Consider the following 17,214-nt stretch of genomic DNA (forward strand, 5'->3'; position numbering starts at 1 on the left):
TCCCCTTGATGGGGAGGGACTGAGGGTGGGATGGCGCCGCGAGTGGAAACCAGACCCATCACACCCCCTCGAACTCAATCATGACCGTATCCACGGCCAGCACGGCGCCCGGCGCCACATGCACCTTGCCCACGCGTGCCCGTTTCACGGCCTTGAGCACATTTTCCATTTTCATGGCTTCGACAATGGCGAGCGTCTGGCCATCTTCGACAATATCGCCCTCTTTGACGTCGATCCGCACCACCTGGCCCGGCATTGGGCAGAGCAGATACTTGCTCATGTCCGGCGGCACTTTCACCGGCATGTATTTGAGATATTGCGCCACATGCGGCCTGAGCACGAGCACTTTCAGGTCCGCCCCCCTGTAGCGGATGCGGAAGCCTGAACTGGTCGGATCGACCTTGAGCACGGCATTGCGCCCGCCCGACCAATCAAGATGGGCAATCGAGTCGCCCGGCTGCCAGGTCAGGCGCACCGCCTCGGAGCGCCAGTCGAGATCGACCAGCGTATCGAGCCCATGCTGGTGCAGCACCACGGTTTCGGCCCTGTCGCCGACCTGCACATGCCACTGGCTCTCTGCCTCGGCGCCCAGCCTGCGGGTCTCGCGCCGCGCCATGAGCAGGGCGGCGCCTGCCACAACATCGAAGTGATGCTCGCCGCTGAGTTCGGCGCCCGCAAACCCCTCGGGAAACTCCTCGGCAATATAGCCCGTCGTCAGCCGACCCTCGCGGAACCGGGTCTGTTCCATCACGGTGGACAGGAAAGGCAGGTTGTTGCCCACGCCCTCGACCTCAAAGCTGTCCAGCGCCACGGCCATGGCGTCGATGGCAGCAAGGCGGGTCGGCGCCCAGGTGCAGAGTTTTGCGATCATCGGATCGTAGAAGGTGGAAATCTCCCCGCCTTCGAAAACACCTGTATCATTGCGCACGACCAGCGTATCGCTGGCGCTTTCCGCCGGCGGCCGATAGCGCGTCAGCCGCCCCGTCGAGGGCAGAAAGTTGCGATACGGGTCTTCGGCATAGAGCCGGCTTTCGATGGCCCAGCCATTGCGCTGCACCTCGTCCTGCGTCAGCGGCAGCTTTTCGCCATTAGCCACGCGCAGCATCAGTTCGACCAGGTCCAGCCCCGTGATCAACTCAGTCACCGGATGCTCGACCTGCAGGCGCGTATTCATTTCGAGGAAGTAGAAATTGCGGTCCTTGTCGACGATGAATTCCACCGTCCCGGCGCTCTGGTAGCCAACCGCCCTGGCCAGGGCCACCGACTGTTCGCCCATCGCCTTGCGCGTCGCCTCGTCGAGGAAAGGCGAGGGGGCCTCCTCGATGACCTTCTGGTTGCGCCGCTGGATCGAGCATTCGCGCTCGTTGAGATAGAGCACATTGCCATGCGCGTCGGCGATCAGCTGGATTTCGATATGGCGCGGCTCGGTGACGAATTTTTCGATGAAGATGCGATCGTCGCCAAAGCTGGATGCGGCTTCGGATTTCGACCGTTCGAACCCCTCGCGCGCGTCCGCGTCGTTCCAGGCAATGCGCATGCCCTTGCCGCCGCCGCCGGCCGAGGCCTTGATCATCACCGGATAGCCGATGGACTTCGCAATGGTCACCGCATGCTCGGCATCGTCGATCAGGCCCATATGGCCGGGCACGGTGGAGACGCCAGCCTCGGCAGCGATCTTCTTCGAGGTGATCTTGTCGCCCATCGCCTCGATGGCGCTGGCGGGCGGACCGACAAAGACGATCCCGGCCTCGGCGAGTGCCGCTGCAAAGCCGGCATTTTCCGAGAGAAACCCATAGCCTGGATGCACCGCCGTCGCGCCGGTCTGCTGACAGGCCGCAATGATCTTGTCGATCTGGAGGTAAGACTCCTTGGCCGCCGACCCGCCAATATGCACGGCCTCATCGGCCATCCGCACATGCAACGCCTCGCGGTCGGCATCGGAATAAACGGCGACGGTGGCAATGCCCATCTTCCGCGCGGTCTTGATCACCCGGCAGGCGATTTCACCACGATTGGCGATGAGGAGTTTGGTGATCATCAGTAGTCACCCCTAACCACAGCTTTGCCAGCACAGTTGGCATAGAACGACGCAGCCATAGGCGTGAAGCAATATGCAACCCCTACGACACGATACGTGCTCGCCCTTTGCACGTATTCTGCCTCAATCCTCCGCAGGAGGTTCAAGGACACAAGAATATCTTTGGAAATGCGATCGTGACCGTCAAATAGTGTGTCATCTACTCGAGTGGTCTCTATTTCTTGATAGGGCATCTTCTTGCCCTCGGTCACTGCGAAGTTGTCGATTGCGACGCCAGGCAGTTCAAAGCGTTTGAAGATAAACGCCTTCGTCGTCTCCCATTCGCCAGAGATGTCGATCTCCGAAAGTGGTGACGCAGGGGCAGAGAGCATTTCCCATGAGAATTCGGCGTCATCCAATGCCGACGCGTGCACCGGACGATATCGTCTACCATGGGCGATGTCTCTGAGCAGCCTGGCTTCGGACGCGGTTATCTCCTTCAGGATGCGCATAAAAAGCAAGTGGCCTGGCTCGAATTTCACCGAAGCTGAAACAAGCAGGTTCGCCCACAGATCCACAACTTCCTCATCCTCCTCCTCTAGAGAGCAGCTCTCCATGAAGGGCAAAAAAAACTTCAAGGGGGGAGTATTATTGAGTCCGCCATAGGGCACGGCATACTCGCGCGCTCGCTCCAAGGTCTTAACTGCCGACTTCCAGCGCAGGTAGCGTATCTTGTCGGCAATTACCTCACTCAACTCTTTCGCCGAGCTCCCCAGCGAAGACACGAGAGCCTTGGAGACGGCCGTTTCCACAACGTCGCTCATAAGTCGCTCCTCACAGCGGAATATTGTCGTGCTTCTTTTTCGGCCCCTGCACGCTCTTGTGGCGGAGGGTCGAGAAGGCGCGGATGACGCGCCGACGCGTGCCATGCGGCATGATCACGTCGTCGATAAAGCCGCGCTCCGCCGCGACGAACGGGTTGGCGAAGCGCGCTTCGTAGTCCGCCGTGCGCTGGGCGATCTTCTCCTTGTCGCCCAGTTCCGAACGATAGAGGATTTCCGTCGCGCCCTTGGCGCCCATCACGGCAATTTCGGCCGAGGGCCAGGCATAGTTGACGTCGGCCTTGATGTGTTTTGACGCCATCACGTCATACGCGCCGCCATAGGCTTTTCGCGTGATGACCGTGACCAGCGGCACAGTGGCTTCCGAATAGGCAAAGAGCAGCTTGGCACCATGCTTGATGATGCCGCCATATTCCTGCGCCACGCCGGGCAGGAATCCCGGCACGTCGACAAAGGTCAGGATGGGGATTTCAAAACTGTCGCAGAAGCGGATGAAGCGCGCCGCTTTCTTACTGGCATTGATGTCGAGACACCCGGCCAGCACCAGCGGCTGGTTGGCGACGACGCCCACTGTGTGTCCATCCAGCCGGATAAAACCGCAGAGGATATTGCCCGCATGGTCCTTCTGGATTTCGAGGAAGTCTCCCTCGTCGGCCACGGTGGTGATGACCTCGCGCATGTCATAGGGTTTTGCGGCGCTGTCGGGGATGATCGTGTCGAGCTTGTCGTCACGCCGATCCACGGGGTCGTGCGTCGTGACGCGCGGCGGCTTCTGCCCGGCTGCCAGCGGCAGGTAGGAAAACAGCCGTCGCACTTCGAGCAGCGTTTCGATGTCATTGGCGAAGGCTGCATCGGCCACCGACGAGATTTTCGTATGCGTCGAGGCGCCGCCAAGTTCCTCCTGGGTGACACTCTCATTGGTGACTGTCTTGACCACATCCGGCCCGGTGACGAACATGTAGCTCGTATCCTCGACCATATAGATGAAGTCGGTCATGGCGGGCGAATAGACCGCGCCGCCGGCGCAGGGCCCCATGATGACGGATATCTGTGGAATGGCGCCCGAGGCCTGGACATTGCGCCAGAACACGTCGGCGTAACCACCGAGCGAGGCCACGCCCTCCTGGATGCGCGCGCCGCCAGAATCGTTGAGCCCGATGACCGGCGCGCCATTCTGCATGGCAAGGTCCATGATCTTGCAGATCTTTTTCGCATGCGTCTCGCTCAGCGAGCCGCCGAAGACGGTAAAATCCTGGCTGAAGACGTAGACGAGCCGACCCTCGATCGTGCCCCAGCCGGTCACCACGCCATCGCCGGGGATGATGGTCTTCTCCATACCAAAATCGGTCGCCCGGTGGGTGACGAACATGTCGTATTCTTCGAAAGAGCCGGGGTCGAGCAGCACGTCAAGCCGTTCGCGGGCGGTCAGCTTGCCCTTGGCATGCTGGGTGTCGATGCGCTTCTGTCCACCGCCCTGGCGGGCTTCCTCGCGCCTGGTTTCCAGGGCGGAAATGATCTTTTGCATGCGCTGGCCTCCCGCTGCCTCTTTTTTTGACCGGACAGTCAAATCCGAGATTGGCGGGCCTGCGCGAAAAAGGCAAATGCCTTCCGCCATTCCCGCACCGGGAAATCGGTCAGCCCGGCTCGAAATCCGGTCCGAGATCGGCAATGTGCTGCAGGCCGGCGGCAAAGCGCTTGGCATTGCTCACATAGCGGTCGGCCGAGGCAGCGAGGCCCGCCACGCCCTCGGCGTCGATCTCGCGCACCACCTTGGCTGGGGCGCCCAGGACCAGCGAATTGTCCGGGATGACTTTGCCCTCGGTCACCAGCGCATTGGCGCCGATGAGGCAGTTCTTTCCGATCATGGCGCCATTGAGCACGGTGGCGCCCATGCCGATCAGGCTGTTGTCGCCAATGGTGCAGCCATGGACGATGGCGGAATGGCCAATGGTGACATTGGTACCGATATTGAGCGGAAAGCCCTTGTCGGTATGCAGCACGCAGTTTTCCTGGATATTGCTGCGGGCGCCAATGGTGATGGTCTCGATATCGCCACGGGCAACGACACCGAACCAGATGCCCACTTCGGCGCCCACAACCACATCGCCTACAAGCACTGCCGTCGGCGCGATCCAGCCGACTTCGGGATCGATGCGGGGCGAGATTCCGTCGAGTGCGTATATGGGCATGGGCTGGTCTCCTCGGGGGACACTAGCGAGCGCTCGCGCACGCGGCAACAACCCCTCATCCGCCCTTCGGGCACCTTCTCCCACAAGGGGAGAAGGGAAACACCGCGCCTTCCCTCTCCCCTTGTGGGAGAGGGTGGATCGGCCGTAGGCCGAGACGGGTGAGGGGTAACTTAAGGCGCCACCCCATAAGCCGCCCGCATCACCGCGATCTCACCCAGCGTCTCGTGAAACAGGCTCCAATCATCCCGCTCCGCAATCGGCGCCCAGATGGCTTCCATTTCGTCGATCAGCATGGTGCGCGGCTTTGCGCGGGCAAAATAGGCGTGGCCGAGATTGACGTCCTCGCCTGGCCCATAGGCCTCCATCAGGTTCGCCACGGGGCGGAACGCCTCGCTGGCATAATGGTCAACCGAGGGGCTGCGCGCCGCCCGGTCCGTGCTCAAGACCCCACCGCGCCAGTCGAAGAAAAATTGTTCATACGGCGCCTTGCTGGCCGAGAGAAAGCCGAACAGCGCGGTGACGAAGGCGCCATCCTGCTCAATATCGCGCGGGGCAAGGCCAAGACGGCGCAGCATCTGGCGTGGCAGCTCCTCGCGAAACACTGGCCAGACCGTATTGAGCGCCGGTTCGAGCTTTTCGATGGATGAGACCGGCACGAGGCATTCGGCGAGGCGGGTCAGGTTCCAGGCCAGCGTGTCGGGCTGCCGGCCGAAGGCATAAAGGCCGGTCTCGTCAAAGTAGGCGGCGGTGAAGTCGGGGTCGTAATGCGGCAGGAAGCGCCATGGACCATAGTCAAAGCTCTCGCCGGTGATGTTGATATTGTCGGTGTTAAGCACGCCATGCACAAAGCCTGCAGCGGTCCATTGCGCCCCAAGCCGCGCGACTTTTGCAACGACGGCTTCCAGCAGCGCGGCGGCCTTGTCCTCGGCTTTTGCCAGTTCAGGGTAATATCGAGTGACGCAATGGTCGACGAGGCGGGAGAGGCTGGCCGTGTCCTCGAGATAGGCGAGGCGCTGGAAGGTGCCGATGCGGATATGGCTGTGGCTGAGCCGCGTCAGCACCGAGGAGCGCGTGGGCGAGGGTTCATCGCCGCGATAGAGCGGCTCGCCGGTCTCGACCAGCGAAAAACTCTTGGACGTATAGACCCCCAGGGCTTCGAGCATTTCGGTGGCCAGCACTTCGCGCACCCCGCCCTTGAGCGTCAGGCGCCCATCGCCGCCGCGCGACCACGGGGTCTTGCCCGACCCCTTGGTGCCGAAATCGAGGAGCCGTCCATCCACCGGGTCGACGCATTGGCCAAAGAGAAACCCGCGCCCGTCGCCCAGCTCGGGATTATAGGAGCGGAACTGGTGGCCATGGTAGCGCAAGGCCAGCGGTGTTTCGAACGACCCGGGCAGGGGCTCGAACCGCCCGAAATGGGCGAGCCACTGCGCCTCGCCCAGCCCCCCCAGACCAATGCGCGTTGCCCAGCGTTGGTCGCGGTGGCGCAGCACGGTTTTCGGGAAATCGGCCGGCGCGACAGGATCGAAAAAATCACGACCGAGCGCGGCATGGGCTTTTGAGGGGATGAAGGTGTTCATGGCGGCGCAACGCTAGCAGAGGGGCTTTCGTTCGTCGCCCCGGGTAAACCGGCTTTGCGCCGGGCCGTCTGGCGAATGTCATCAAATCGGCCTATAGGGACAAAGATGACCATTGCATCTCGCCTTTCTCCCTTCGACGCCGCCATTTTCGACATGGACGGAACCCTGCTCGATACCGAAGCCGTGTTCCGCGATATTGTCTTTGATGTCTGCACTGAACTGGGCTTCGAGATGACCCACGACGTGCATCGCTCCATGGTCGGATCGAGCCACGAACGGACCCAGCAATTGCTGGTCGAAAGCTATGGCGTGGCCTTCCCCTATACTTTGTTCGATGAGAAATGCCGCGTCATCATGCGCGAGCGCAGCCATGGCGGCGTGCCGGTCAAGGCGGGCGCGGTGGAATTCATCACCGAACTCAGGGAGCGGGGTATCCCGACGGCCGTCGCCACCTCTTCGCGCAATCCCCATGCACAGCATCACCTCGGCGCAGCGGGCCTGCTCGATCTCTTCGACACCGTGGTCACGCGGGACGACGTGGTCAATCCCAAACCGCATCCCGAACCCTATCTGACCGCAGCCCGTCGCCTCGGCGTCGATCCGCTGCGGTGCCTTGCGCTTGAGGATAGCCATGCCGGTGTCCAGGCCGCCCATGCGGCCGGCATGCAGACGGTAATGGTGCCTGACCTTGTGGGGCCCAGCGAAGACATTCACGCCCTGGGCGTGCATGTGATGACCTCGCTGATCCAGGTGCGCCTGGCGGCCTTCGATCACAATTAACCATCTGTGCAGATCGTTAAACCTTTAACGAAGCCAGCAAGGCTCGGTTCAGCACGTCCAAAGTCCGGAAATTTCTAGGGTTTTCCTGGGGCTGCGGCTCCGTTAACTCTGCTTTAAGTCGCTAAGAGGTATGGTTAACCAGCCGTAAATTTCGACTTCCATCCCGGCGCGGCCTTGGCTAGTGTGCAAACCGGGAAGTGCAGGGGCCCCTCTTGGGTGCCCCTCGATAGAAGGCCCGCCGGAGGCACGGCAGGGCTCAGGGGTAAGGACCAAGCGTTGACACCTGGCTGGCAGCAGAAAATCGCGCGTGCCGTTTCGCCTGTTCTGGCGTTGGGCGCCGCTGCACTGGTGCTCTTCGTCACGCTGTCGCCTGCCCATGCCCAAACCAGTTTGACCCTGCCCGCCACCATGCCGGCCGACGTGCTGAGCCTGCGGACCCAGCCCGCTCTGGGTTCCACCGCCGTGCCGCTGGCCCCCGGCCAGCAGAAGCTGACCCCCGAACTGCTCGCCAATTACGCCAAGCGCCAGCAGGAACTGCGTGCTGTTGACGTGACCCTGGCTGGTCCCCAGCCGGAACTGACCAGCGACCTGCTGATGGGCTATATCGGTCGCGGGTCGCTTGAGGGTGGCAACAACGCCCTGTCGGCCATTGCCAGCTTCACCGCGCCGCCGCCGCGCATCGAACCTTCAGTGACCTCGGCCCTGCTCGCCGACTATGTCGCCAGCGGCTACCAGCCGACCGCCAAACGCGTCGAATATGCCAATGGCGAGCGCGAATGCCTGGCCCAGGCCATCTATCACGAAGCGCGCGGCGAAAGTGCCACCGGCCAGATGGCCGTGGCCAATATCATCGTCAATCGCGCCCGCTCCGGCAAATTCCCATCGACTCTGTGCGACGTTATCTACCAGAATGCCGACAAGGGTCGTTATCGCTGCCAGTTCACCTTTGCCTGTGATGGCCGCGACGATACGCCGGGCGAACGTCGCGCCTGGATCAACTCGCAGGAACTGGCCCGCACCGTCTATGCCGAATTTGCCCAGGGCGAGGAGATCGGCGTGCTGCCAGGGACCGCGCTCTACTATCACACCACGGCTGTGCGCCCCTCCTGGGCCAACACTTTCAGCCGCGTCGCCGTCGTCGACAGCCATATCTTCTACTCCCCCAATTGATCTCTGATCTGGGGTGATACGGAAAGGGGCGCCGTTGGCGCCCTTTGGTTTGTCATCCAGCTCTCCCAACGCGCGCCGCCGTCCTCGGGCCTGACCCGAGGGCCAATTGAAACATGCAGGGTGTCGGGGGTGGCCCTCGGGTCAGGCCCGAGGGCGGAACGGCGAGTGTTGGAGGATCCTACTCCGCCGCCATCTTTAGCCGCGGTCCGGCCTCGGCATTGGCCTCCGGCCCGAACTTTTCGAAATTTTTCCTGAACAGCGCGACGAGCCTGGCGGCCTGTGCATCATACGCATCGCCGTCGCTCCAGGACTGGCGCGGGTCGAGCAGGCGGTCTTCAACGCCCGGCACGCTCATCGGCACTTCAAAGCCGAAGAGCGGGTCGAAGCGCATGTCGACCTGGTCGAGCTCGCCATTGAGCGCCGCTGACAGGAGGCGCCGGGTCGAGGCGATGTCGATGCGCTCGCCGACCCCATAGGCGCCGCCGATCCAGCCGGTATTGAGCAGCCAGGCCTGGGCCCCGCTCTGGCGCAGCCGCTCGGCCAGCATGGCGCCGTAAACCGTTGGATGCAAAGGCATGAACGGTGCCCCGAAGCAGGCGGAGAAGGTCGCCTGCGGCTCGGTGACGCCGCGCTCGGTGCCGGCCACCTTGGCCGTGTAGCCCGAAAGGAAATGGTAGACCGCCTGGTCCGGCGACAGCCGCGCCAGCGGCGGCAGCACGCCAAAAGCGTCGGCCGTGAGGAAGACGACGGTCTTGGGAGTGCCGCCGATGCTGCCTCTGGCGATCGAGGGGAGGACGTCGATCGGATAGGCGGCGCGGGTGTTTTCGGTGCGTGTCACGTCCGAAAATGCTGGCACATTGTTAGCGTCAAGCACCACATTTTCGAGCACCGTGCCAAAGCGGCGCGTGGCCGCGAAGATCTCGGGCTCGGCCTTGGGCGACAGATTGACCGTCTTGGCATAGCACCCGCCCTCGAGGTTGAAGACGCCGGTTTGGCTCCAGCCATGCTCGTCGTCCCCGATCAGCGGCCGCGCCGGGTCATTGCTGAGCGTGGTCTTGCCGGTACCCGACAGGCCGAAGAACAGGGCCGCCTCGCCATCAGGGCCGAGATTGGCCGAACAATGCATGGGCAATACGCCCTGGTCCGGCGCGTGGAAGTTGAACAGCGAGAAAACGCTCTTCTTGATTTCGCCGGCATAGCGGGTGCCGGCGATGAGCACCAGATTGCGGCTCATGTCGAGCGCGATCACAGTTTCGGTCCGGCAACCATGGCGGGCCGGGTCCGCCTGGAACAGCGGGGCGTGCACGATGGTGACCGGCGCGGCTGTGTCTGCGGCGGCGATGCCCTCGCCACGGCGGATGAGCAGGTTGCGGATGAACAGGGCATGCCAGGCACTGGGGGTGAGCACCGTCACATCGTATTGATAGGTCGGGTCGGCGCCGGCCAGCAGGTCCTGGCGGAAAAGGTTCTGTCCCTTGAGATGCGCCATGACATCGGCCAGCAGCAGGTCGAATTTCTCCGGCGCCATGGCGGCCGAATTGTCCCACCAGACTTTTGCCTCGGTCAGGCCATCGCGGACGATGAACTTGTCCTTGGGCGAGCGGCCGGTGAAAGCCCCGGTCTCAACGCTGAGCGCGCCATGGGCGGTCAGCGTGGCGCCGCCCTGGCCGAGGGATGCAGCAACCAGCGCCGGGGCGTTTGCGTTGTCGCTAAGCGACGCCGCCGCATCGGCAATTCCCGCTCTGAGGCGCGTATGATCGAAGGCCGGCATGGTTTTGTCTCTCCACTGGGCCACCAGAACAAGATGGGCGGCCTGATGAAGGCAAAATAGGAGCAGGGGCAGCGCTGCAACCATCCCGAAATCGGTCTTACGACGGAAGTCTCATCGACAGGAAATACATGCCGACACTGGCACTGGAGTGCCGAACGCCTTATTTAATACGTAATTTTCGCCTGCAACGTGGCCCGAGACCGGACCGCGGCGGGCCCGGAACCCTAAGCCAAGCGTCAAAGTAGAAAGGCAGTACATGCCAAAGATTGCCCTTGTGGATGACGACCGCAACATCCTCACCTCTGTCTCCCTCACGCTGGAGGCAGAAGGGTATCAGGTTGCCACCTATACCGATGGCGCGTCGGGCCTTGAGGGCCTCACCACCGACAAGCCGGACCTGGCCATACTCGACATCAAGATGCCGCGCATGGATGGCATGGAACTGCTCCGCCGCCTCCGACAGAAGTCCGATGTTCCGGTGATTTTCCTCACCTCCAAGGACGAGGAAATCGACGAGCTGTTCGGCCTCAAGATGGGTGCGGACGACTTCATCACCAAGCCTTTCAGCCAGCGCCTCCTGGTCGAGCGGGTCAAGGCGATCCTGCGCCGTTCCGCCCCGCGCGATCCCTCGGCACCAGGCGCCACCGGCTCCGAGCCGGCGCCAAGCAAGGCGCTGATCGAGCGCGGTTCGCTGGTCATGGATGAGGAACGCCATACCTGCACCTGGAAAGGGCAGCGCGTGACGCTGACGGTAACCGAATTCCTGATCCTGCAGGCCCTCGCCTTGCGGCCCGGCGTGGTCAAGTCGCGCAATGCGCTGATGGACGCCGCCTATGACGATCAGGTCTATGTCGATGATCGCACCATCGACAGCCACATCAAGCGCCTTCGCAAGAAGTTCAAGGCGGTGGATGACGACTTCGAGATGATCGAAACGCTTTATGGCGTCGGTTATCGCTTCAAGGAGCAGTAAGACCCTCTTGGCTACGCTCGACCCGCATGTTGGCGAACCGGAGGCCCTCAAGGCCCCCGCTTCGGACGAGAACGCACAGCGTCCCGGCCGCCGGGGTTGGCGCATGCTGATGATGCCGCTGTTCAAGCTCTTCGACGGCATCAGACGCTTTCTCGACTTCACCATCTTTTCCAGCCTCACCCGCCGCATCGTCGTGCTCAACATGGCGGGCCTCCTGGTGCTGGTGGTGGGCATCCTCTATCTCAACCAGTGGCGCGCCGGCCTCATCGAGGCGCGGGTGCAATCGCTGCGCGTGCAGGGCGAAATCATCTCCGCTGCCATCGCCGCCTCCGCGACCGTCGATAGCGACATCATCTCCATCGATCCCGACCGCCTGCTCGATGCGCAGTCCGGCTCGATCTCGCCTTTTTCCTATTTCGACCCAACGCTCGAATTCCCGATCAATCCCGAGCGTGTCGCACCGCTGCTGCGCAACCTCATCACCCCAACCAAGACTCGCGCCCGCATCTATGACAGCCAGGGCCTGATGATCCTCGACAGCGAGAATATCTATGCGCGCGGGGAAGTGCTGCAGCAGGCCAACAAACCGCCTGAAGACAATTTCTTTCTCCTGGACTGGTGGAACAACCTGATTTCCTGGGCTCCGGGCGGCAATTACCCGACCTATCAGGAATATCAGGCCGACGAAGGCACGCGTTATCCAGAAGTCGCCTCGGCCCTCCAGGGCGTGCCGGCAGATTTCGTGCGCGTCGACAGCCAGAACCAGCTGGTCGTGTCCGTGGCCGTGCCGGTGCAGCGCCTGCGCGCCATCGTCGGCTCCATTCTGCTCTCCACCGAGCCGGGCGAGATCGATGCGGTCGTCGCCCAGGAGCGCTGGAGCATCCTGCGCATTGCCGGCATTGCCGCAGGGGTACAGATCGTGCTGTCGCTGCTGCTGGCGGGCACCATTGCCGGCCCGATGCGGCGCCTTTCGGCTGCCGCCGAACGCGTGCAGACGGCGGGTGATGCCCGCGCCGAAATCCCCGATCTCACCGACCGCGCCGACGAAATCGGCCATCTCAGCGGCGCCCTGCGGCGCATGACCGACGCGCTCTACAACCGCATCGAAGCCATCGAACGCTTCGCCGCCGACGTGGCCCATGAACTCAAGAACCCGCTGACCTCGCTGCGCTCGGCGGTGGAAACCCTGCCCCTGGCCAAGAAGTCGGAGGACAAGCAGCGCCTCAACGACATCATTCAGCACGATATTCGCCGTCTCGACCGGCTGATCACCGATATTTCCAGCGCCAGCCGGCTCGACGCCGAACTGGCTCGCGAAAGCGCCGAACGGGTTGATGTGGAAAAACTCGCCCAGGCCATGGTGGGCATCCAGAAGGACATGGCGGCGGGGCGCGATGTCAATGTGGTCATGGGCAAGCGCGTGGGTCGCGGCTCGACCATGGTCAATGGTCATGAAAGCCGGCTGGCCCAGGTCTTTGCCAACCTGATCGACAATGCCGTGTCCTTCTCACCGCCGGGCGGCACCGTCACGGTCGCCGTCTCGACCGAGGGCGAGGCCATCACCGTCACCGTGTCCGACGAGGGGCCGGGCATTACCGGCGATGTCGGCCGCATCTTCCAGCGCTTCTATACCGATCGCCCCGAAGGCGAGGGCTTTGGCAATCATTCAGGCCTTGGCCTGTCGATCTCCAAGCAGATCGTGGACGCGCACAAGGGCAAGATCCGCGCCCAGAACCGGACCGACCGCTCCGGTGCTATTTTTACAATTGTGCTGCCGCGGGCGCGCAAATAGACTCATCCCATGAGTAAACCAGTCAATGTGCATGGGACGGGTCTCGTCCTGGGTCAAACCGGGGTCCTGCTGCGGGGCCCATCGGGCGCGGGAAAATCCACCCTGTCTCTAGCCCTCCTAGATCGCTGGGAAGTCAGGGGCCAGGACGCCTTCCTGGTCGCTGACGACCGGGTGGATATCGAGAACGATGGAAACGCCATCCAGATGATCGCCCCGCCGCAACTGGCCGGGCTCATCGAACTGCGCGGGCGCGGCATTGTCAGCCGGCCGCATCGGCAGCGGGCGCAATTGCATCTGGTGCTCGACCTGGTGCCCGAAATGGTCCGCATGGTCGAGGAAGAAGAGCTGCAGACCGAGATTTCCGGCCGCATCCTGCCGCGAGCCCCGATCCCGCAGGCCGGGGTGGTAAGTCTGGGTCACCAGATTCTGCTGGCGGCCGAAGCGGTGCGCGCAAGCCTGGAACACGCGAAGTCGTGAGAAATTATCCCTTGCAACCCATTCGGATGGGGACAAGACTGTGCGCCGTTTGCCACCCGGCTCCCGGCGGAGGGGTAAACGGGGGACGCAAGAGTTGTCGCGACTGGATTTTCAGGTCGCGGCGACCGTCTGGGGAAAGTGCATGATTGGATTGGTACTGGTGACCCATGGCTCGCTGGCTGACGAGTTCAAGCTGGCGATGGAGCATGTGGTTGGTCCGCAAGACTATGTGGAGACCATCGCCATTGGTCCCGAAGACAATGCCGAGAGCCGGCGCGACGACATCCTCAAGGCGCTTGATCGTGCCGATAGCGGCGATGGCGTCATCATCCTGACCGACATGTTCGGCGGTACGCCGTCGAACCTGGCCATTTCGGTGATGCAGAACCGCAATGTCGAAGTCATTGCCGGGGTCAACCTGCCCATGCTGGTCAAGCTCGGCCGCATCAGGGCCGACATGACTATGGCCGAAGCCGTGGCCATGGCCCAGGAAGCGGGCAAGAAATACATCACCGTCGCCAACTCGATCCTGGGCGGCTGACGCATGGATGCCGGACGCGCCCTGGCGCAGCAATTGACCATTCTCAACCGCAAGGGCCTGCATGCGCGCGCCTCGGCGCGTTTCGTGCGCACGGCCGAATGCTTTGATGCCACCATTGCCGTCATCAAGGACGGCACGTCCGTGGCCGGCAATTCGATCATGGGACTGATGATGCTGGGCGCCGGTCCCGGCTCGACCATTCTGGTCCAGGCCACCGGCAAGCAGGCCCGCGAGGCGCTCGAAGCGATTGTCGAACTGGTCAACAACGGCTTTGACGAGGACGTGGACGGGGCCGAGGTGTGAGCGACGCCGTGACGCTCAGGCCTTACGACGGGGCGTGGGCTGCATCCTTTGACGCGGAATATGCCGGACTTCTGACCTGCTTCGAAGAACGGCCACTGGCCATCGAACATATCGGGTCGACATCGGTGCCGGGGCTGGCGTCCAAGCCGATCATCGATATCCTGATCCATGTTGTGGACCGGGCCCGTGCAGAGGCCGCCATTCCGGCACTCGAGGCTCTTGGCTATGCCAATGTGCCCAACTATGTCGACCCGAACCGGCTGGTGCTGATCAAGCGCCGGGCCGATGGTGAGCGCAGTCACCATGTGCATGTCCATTCCGATGCCGACGAGGTGCGTCGGCACCTGATGTTCAGAGACCGACTACGGCAGGATGCGGCGGTGCGCGATGCCTATGCAGCCCTCAAGGCAGACCTCGCGGCGCAGTTTCGAGACGACCGTGCGGCCTATTCGAAGCACAAGACAGCTTTTGTCGATGCTATTGTGCTGGGCATGGGCGGACCGGCGCGCAAGACGCCGTGGAACCCGTGACTTATTCCTGCCTTGTGAAAGTAATGGATGGCAAACGGGGAGCCAAAGCGTGTTGAGGCAGGCGATTGCGGGGACCGGCGGCGTGGCTCTGGCCGTGGTGCTCAGCCAGTTTCCCGAATATGCGCAGCAATATACCCAGCGCCTGGGCGGCGCCGTGGATGAATTGCGGGTGATCACCGAGGATTTCGACCGTGCGGCCGCCGAGGGCGGGCTCGACCGCGAGGCGGCCCTGACGCGCTACACCATTTCCAATGACGATTTCCTCGCCGGTCGCGGCACCTCCATGCAAACGACCTTCCTGCGCTATGCGACGCTGAGCCAGACCCTCGCGGAAATCCAGGGGGCGGGACCGGTCGAGCGCCTCCAGTCGCTGCCGGCCTATCTCGACAGCGATATCGGCCGGCGGACGCTCGAAAACTACCGGCCGGCCGTGCCGGTCACCATGGAAGGCATTCTCTATGCCGGGGCCGGCTTCATCCTGGGCTACCTGGTCCTTTCGGGGCTCGTGCGCTTTGCCGCCATGCCCTTCCGACGGGGCAGGGGGCGGATCAGGGTCACGCGGGCTTAGCAAAGGCCGGCTTGCGACTGCCTGACCGACACACTGCGCCGTCCTCGGGCTTGACCCGAGGACCATTCAAAGCGCGTGCCGGCTGCGAGCGGCCCTCGGGTCAAGCCCGAGGGCGGACCAGTTCGGCCGAGGGCTTTGTGACAGGTTGGCACCGCTTGAAGGATATAAACAAATCTTTATGTCCGTCATTGATCGGTAACACCCGCTCCCTTATAGGAAAGGCAACGAAATCCCTTTCTGCCGGAGCCCACCATGACCAAGAGCCCGACCGACTACGCGGTCAAGGACATTTCCCTCGCCGATTTCGGCCGCAAGGAAATCAGCATCGCCGAGATCGAAATGCCGGGCCTCATGGCCATCCGCGAGGAATATGCCGCGGCCCAGCCGCTCAAGGGCGCGCGCATTGCCGGCTCGCTGCACATGACCATCCAGACCGCCGTTCTGATCGAGACGCTGGTCGCGCTGGGCGCCGAAGTGCGCTGGGTGAGCTGCAATATCTTCTCGACCCAGGATCACGCCGCCGCCGCCATCGCCGCCGCCGGCATTCCGGTCTTTGCCCACAAGGGTGAGACGCTCGAAGAATACTGGGACTTTACCGACCGCATGATGGACTGGCCGGGCGCGACCCCGAACATGATCCTCGACGACGGTGGCGATGCGACCATGTATATCCTGACCGGCGCCAAGGCCGAGAAGGACATCTCGGTGCTGAGCAAGCCCGGAAATGAAGAGGAAGAGATCTTCTTCGCCACCATCAGGCGCCGCCTCGCCAGGAGCCCGGGCTTCTTTGCCAAGGTCAAGGACGCGATCCGCGGCGTCTCGGAAGAGACCACGACGGGCGTGATGCGTCTCTACCAGCTGCACGCCAAGGGCGAGCTGCCCTTCCCGGCCATCAACGTCAACGACTCCGTCACCAAGTCGAAATTCGACAACAAGTACGGCACCCGTGAATCCCTCGTCGATGCGATCCGTCGCGGCACCGACGTGATGCTGGCCGGCAAGGTCGCCATCGTCTGCGGCTATGGCGACGTGGGCAAGGGTTCGGCCGAGTCGCTGCGCGGCGCCGGCGCCCGTGTGCTGGTCACCGAAGTCGATCCGATCTGCGCCCTGCAGGCGGCCATGGAAGGCTTTGAGGTCGTCACCCTCGCAGATGCCGCCCACCGCGCCGATATCGTCGTGACCGCCACCGGCAACCGCGACGTGCTGATGGTCGATGACATGCGCAATCTCAAGGACATGGCCATCGTCTGCAATATCGGCCATTTCGACAACGAGATCGATGTCCTGGGCCTGCGCAATTTCAAGTGGACCAACGTCAAGCCGCAGGTCGACCTGATCGAGCAGCCCAATGGCAATCGCCTGATCCTCCTCTCCGAGGGTCGCCTCGTGAACCTGGGCAATGCCACCGGCCACCCGAGCTTTGTCATGTCCGCCTCTTTCTCCAACCAGACCCTGGCCCAGATCGAGCTGTGGACCAATGGCGACAAGATCGAGAAGAAGGTGCATGTCCTGCCCAAGCATCTCGACGAAAAGGTCGCCGAACTGCACCTGGCCAAGCTTGGCGCCAAGCTGACCAAGCTCACCAAAACCCAGGCCGACTATATCGGCGTGACGGTCGAAGGCCCGTTCAAGTCGGCCGAATACCGCTACTAATCAGTGGATGGCCCATCACATCGATGGT

The 17,214-nt window shown here is 62.7% G+C and carries 16 protein-coding genes; 10 read left to right on the plus strand and 6 right to left on the minus strand.

The window, feature by feature from the left end; genetic code table 11:
- Positions 1 to 58 precede the first annotated feature (58 nt).
- From MQW79_RS14620 to MQW79_RS14640, 5 genes are all read right to left on the minus strand, one after another.
- Positions 59 to 2,038, minus strand: coding sequence for an acetyl-CoA carboxylase biotin carboxylase subunit (locus tag MQW79_RS14620; RefSeq protein WP_476585202.1), 1,980 nt, complete (start codon positions 2,036 to 2,038; stop codon positions 59 to 61).
- Positions 2,038 to 2,841 (minus strand): Abi-alpha family protein, encoded by an 804-nt coding sequence (locus tag MQW79_RS14625; protein ID WP_476585203.1) that lies wholly within the window; start codon positions 2,839 to 2,841, stop codon positions 2,038 to 2,040. Before MQW79_RS14625 ends, MQW79_RS14620 begins: the two co-directional genes overlap by 1 nt.
- Before the next feature lie 10 nt (positions 2,842 to 2,851).
- Positions 2,852 to 4,384, minus strand: coding sequence for an acyl-CoA carboxylase subunit beta (locus MQW79_RS14630; RefSeq protein ID WP_476585204.1), 1,533 nt, complete (start codon positions 4,382 to 4,384; stop codon positions 2,852 to 2,854).
- A gap of 109 nt (positions 4,385 to 4,493) precedes the next feature.
- Entirely contained in the window at positions 4,494 to 5,048 is a 555-nt protein-coding gene (locus MQW79_RS14635) for a gamma carbonic anhydrase family protein (protein WP_476585205.1), read from the minus strand.
- Between the two features lie 170 nt (positions 5,049 to 5,218).
- Positions 5,219 to 6,628 (minus strand): protein adenylyltransferase SelO, encoded by a 1,410-nt coding sequence (locus MQW79_RS14640; RefSeq protein ID WP_476585206.1) that lies wholly within the window; start codon positions 6,626 to 6,628, stop codon positions 5,219 to 5,221.
- Between the two features lie 105 nt (positions 6,629 to 6,733).
- Here MQW79_RS14640 and MQW79_RS14645 point away from each other — a divergent pair, with 105 nt between their 5' ends.
- Both MQW79_RS14645 and MQW79_RS14650 read left to right on the plus strand, forming a co-directional pair.
- Entirely contained in the window at positions 6,734 to 7,408 is a 675-nt protein-coding gene (locus MQW79_RS14645) for an HAD family hydrolase (RefSeq protein WP_476585207.1), read from the plus strand.
- Between the two features lie 276 nt (positions 7,409 to 7,684).
- On the plus strand, positions 7,685 to 8,578 hold the full coding sequence (locus tag MQW79_RS14650) for a cell wall hydrolase (RefSeq protein WP_476585208.1): 894 nt from the start codon (positions 7,685 to 7,687) through the stop codon (positions 8,576 to 8,578).
- A 178-nt stretch (positions 8,579 to 8,756) separates the two neighbouring features.
- On the opposite strand, the gene pckA is transcribed toward MQW79_RS14650, so the two are convergent.
- Complete coding sequence (gene pckA, locus MQW79_RS14655; RefSeq protein ID WP_476585209.1) at positions 8,757 to 10,349, minus strand: phosphoenolpyruvate carboxykinase (ATP); 1,593 nt, start codon at positions 10,347 to 10,349, stop codon at positions 8,757 to 8,759.
- Positions 10,350 to 10,605: 256 nt separating this feature from the next.
- Here pckA and MQW79_RS14660 point away from each other — a divergent pair, with 256 nt between their 5' ends.
- The 8 genes from MQW79_RS14660 to ahcY all read left to right on the plus strand — a co-directional run bounded on the left by MQW79_RS14660 (position 10,606) and on the right by ahcY (position 17,186).
- Positions 10,606 to 11,322, plus strand: coding sequence for a response regulator transcription factor (locus tag MQW79_RS14660; RefSeq protein ID WP_476585210.1), 717 nt, complete (start codon positions 10,606 to 10,608; stop codon positions 11,320 to 11,322).
- Between the two features lie 7 nt (positions 11,323 to 11,329).
- Positions 11,330 to 13,114: a stimulus-sensing domain-containing protein gene (locus tag MQW79_RS14665; RefSeq protein WP_476585211.1), complete on the plus strand. Its 1,785-nt coding sequence runs from the start codon at positions 11,330 to 11,332 to the stop codon at positions 13,112 to 13,114.
- 9 nt (positions 13,115 to 13,123) lie between these two features.
- Positions 13,124 to 13,591, plus strand: a complete 468-nt coding sequence (locus tag MQW79_RS14670; protein ID WP_476585212.1) for an HPr kinase/phosphorylase — start codon at positions 13,124 to 13,126, stop codon at positions 13,589 to 13,591.
- A gap of 142 nt (positions 13,592 to 13,733) precedes the next feature.
- Positions 13,734 to 14,132: a PTS sugar transporter subunit IIA gene (locus tag MQW79_RS14675; RefSeq protein WP_476585213.1), complete on the plus strand. Its 399-nt coding sequence runs from the start codon at positions 13,734 to 13,736 to the stop codon at positions 14,130 to 14,132.
- A 3-nt stretch (positions 14,133 to 14,135) separates the two neighbouring features.
- Entirely contained in the window at positions 14,136 to 14,435 is a 300-nt protein-coding gene (locus MQW79_RS14680) for an HPr family phosphocarrier protein (protein WP_476585214.1), read from the plus strand.
- Positions 14,432 to 14,965 carry a GrpB family protein gene (locus MQW79_RS14685; protein ID WP_476585215.1) on the plus strand — a complete coding sequence of 178 codons (534 nt, stop codon included), beginning with the start codon at positions 14,432 to 14,434 and terminating at the stop codon, positions 14,963 to 14,965. The genes MQW79_RS14680 and MQW79_RS14685 overlap by 4 nt, the downstream gene beginning before the upstream one ends.
- A 49-nt stretch (positions 14,966 to 15,014) precedes the next feature.
- Positions 15,015 to 15,533 (plus strand): DUF2937 family protein, encoded by a 519-nt coding sequence (locus tag MQW79_RS14690; protein WP_476585216.1) that lies wholly within the window; start codon positions 15,015 to 15,017, stop codon positions 15,531 to 15,533.
- 252 nt (positions 15,534 to 15,785) lie between these two features.
- Positions 15,786 to 17,186 (plus strand): adenosylhomocysteinase, encoded by a 1,401-nt coding sequence (gene ahcY / locus MQW79_RS14695; protein ID WP_476585217.1) that lies wholly within the window; start codon positions 15,786 to 15,788, stop codon positions 17,184 to 17,186.
- The last annotated feature ends 28 nt before the right edge of the window (positions 17,187 to 17,214 follow it).

This window comes from Devosia sp. Micro-HW1, from assembly GCF_056341075.1.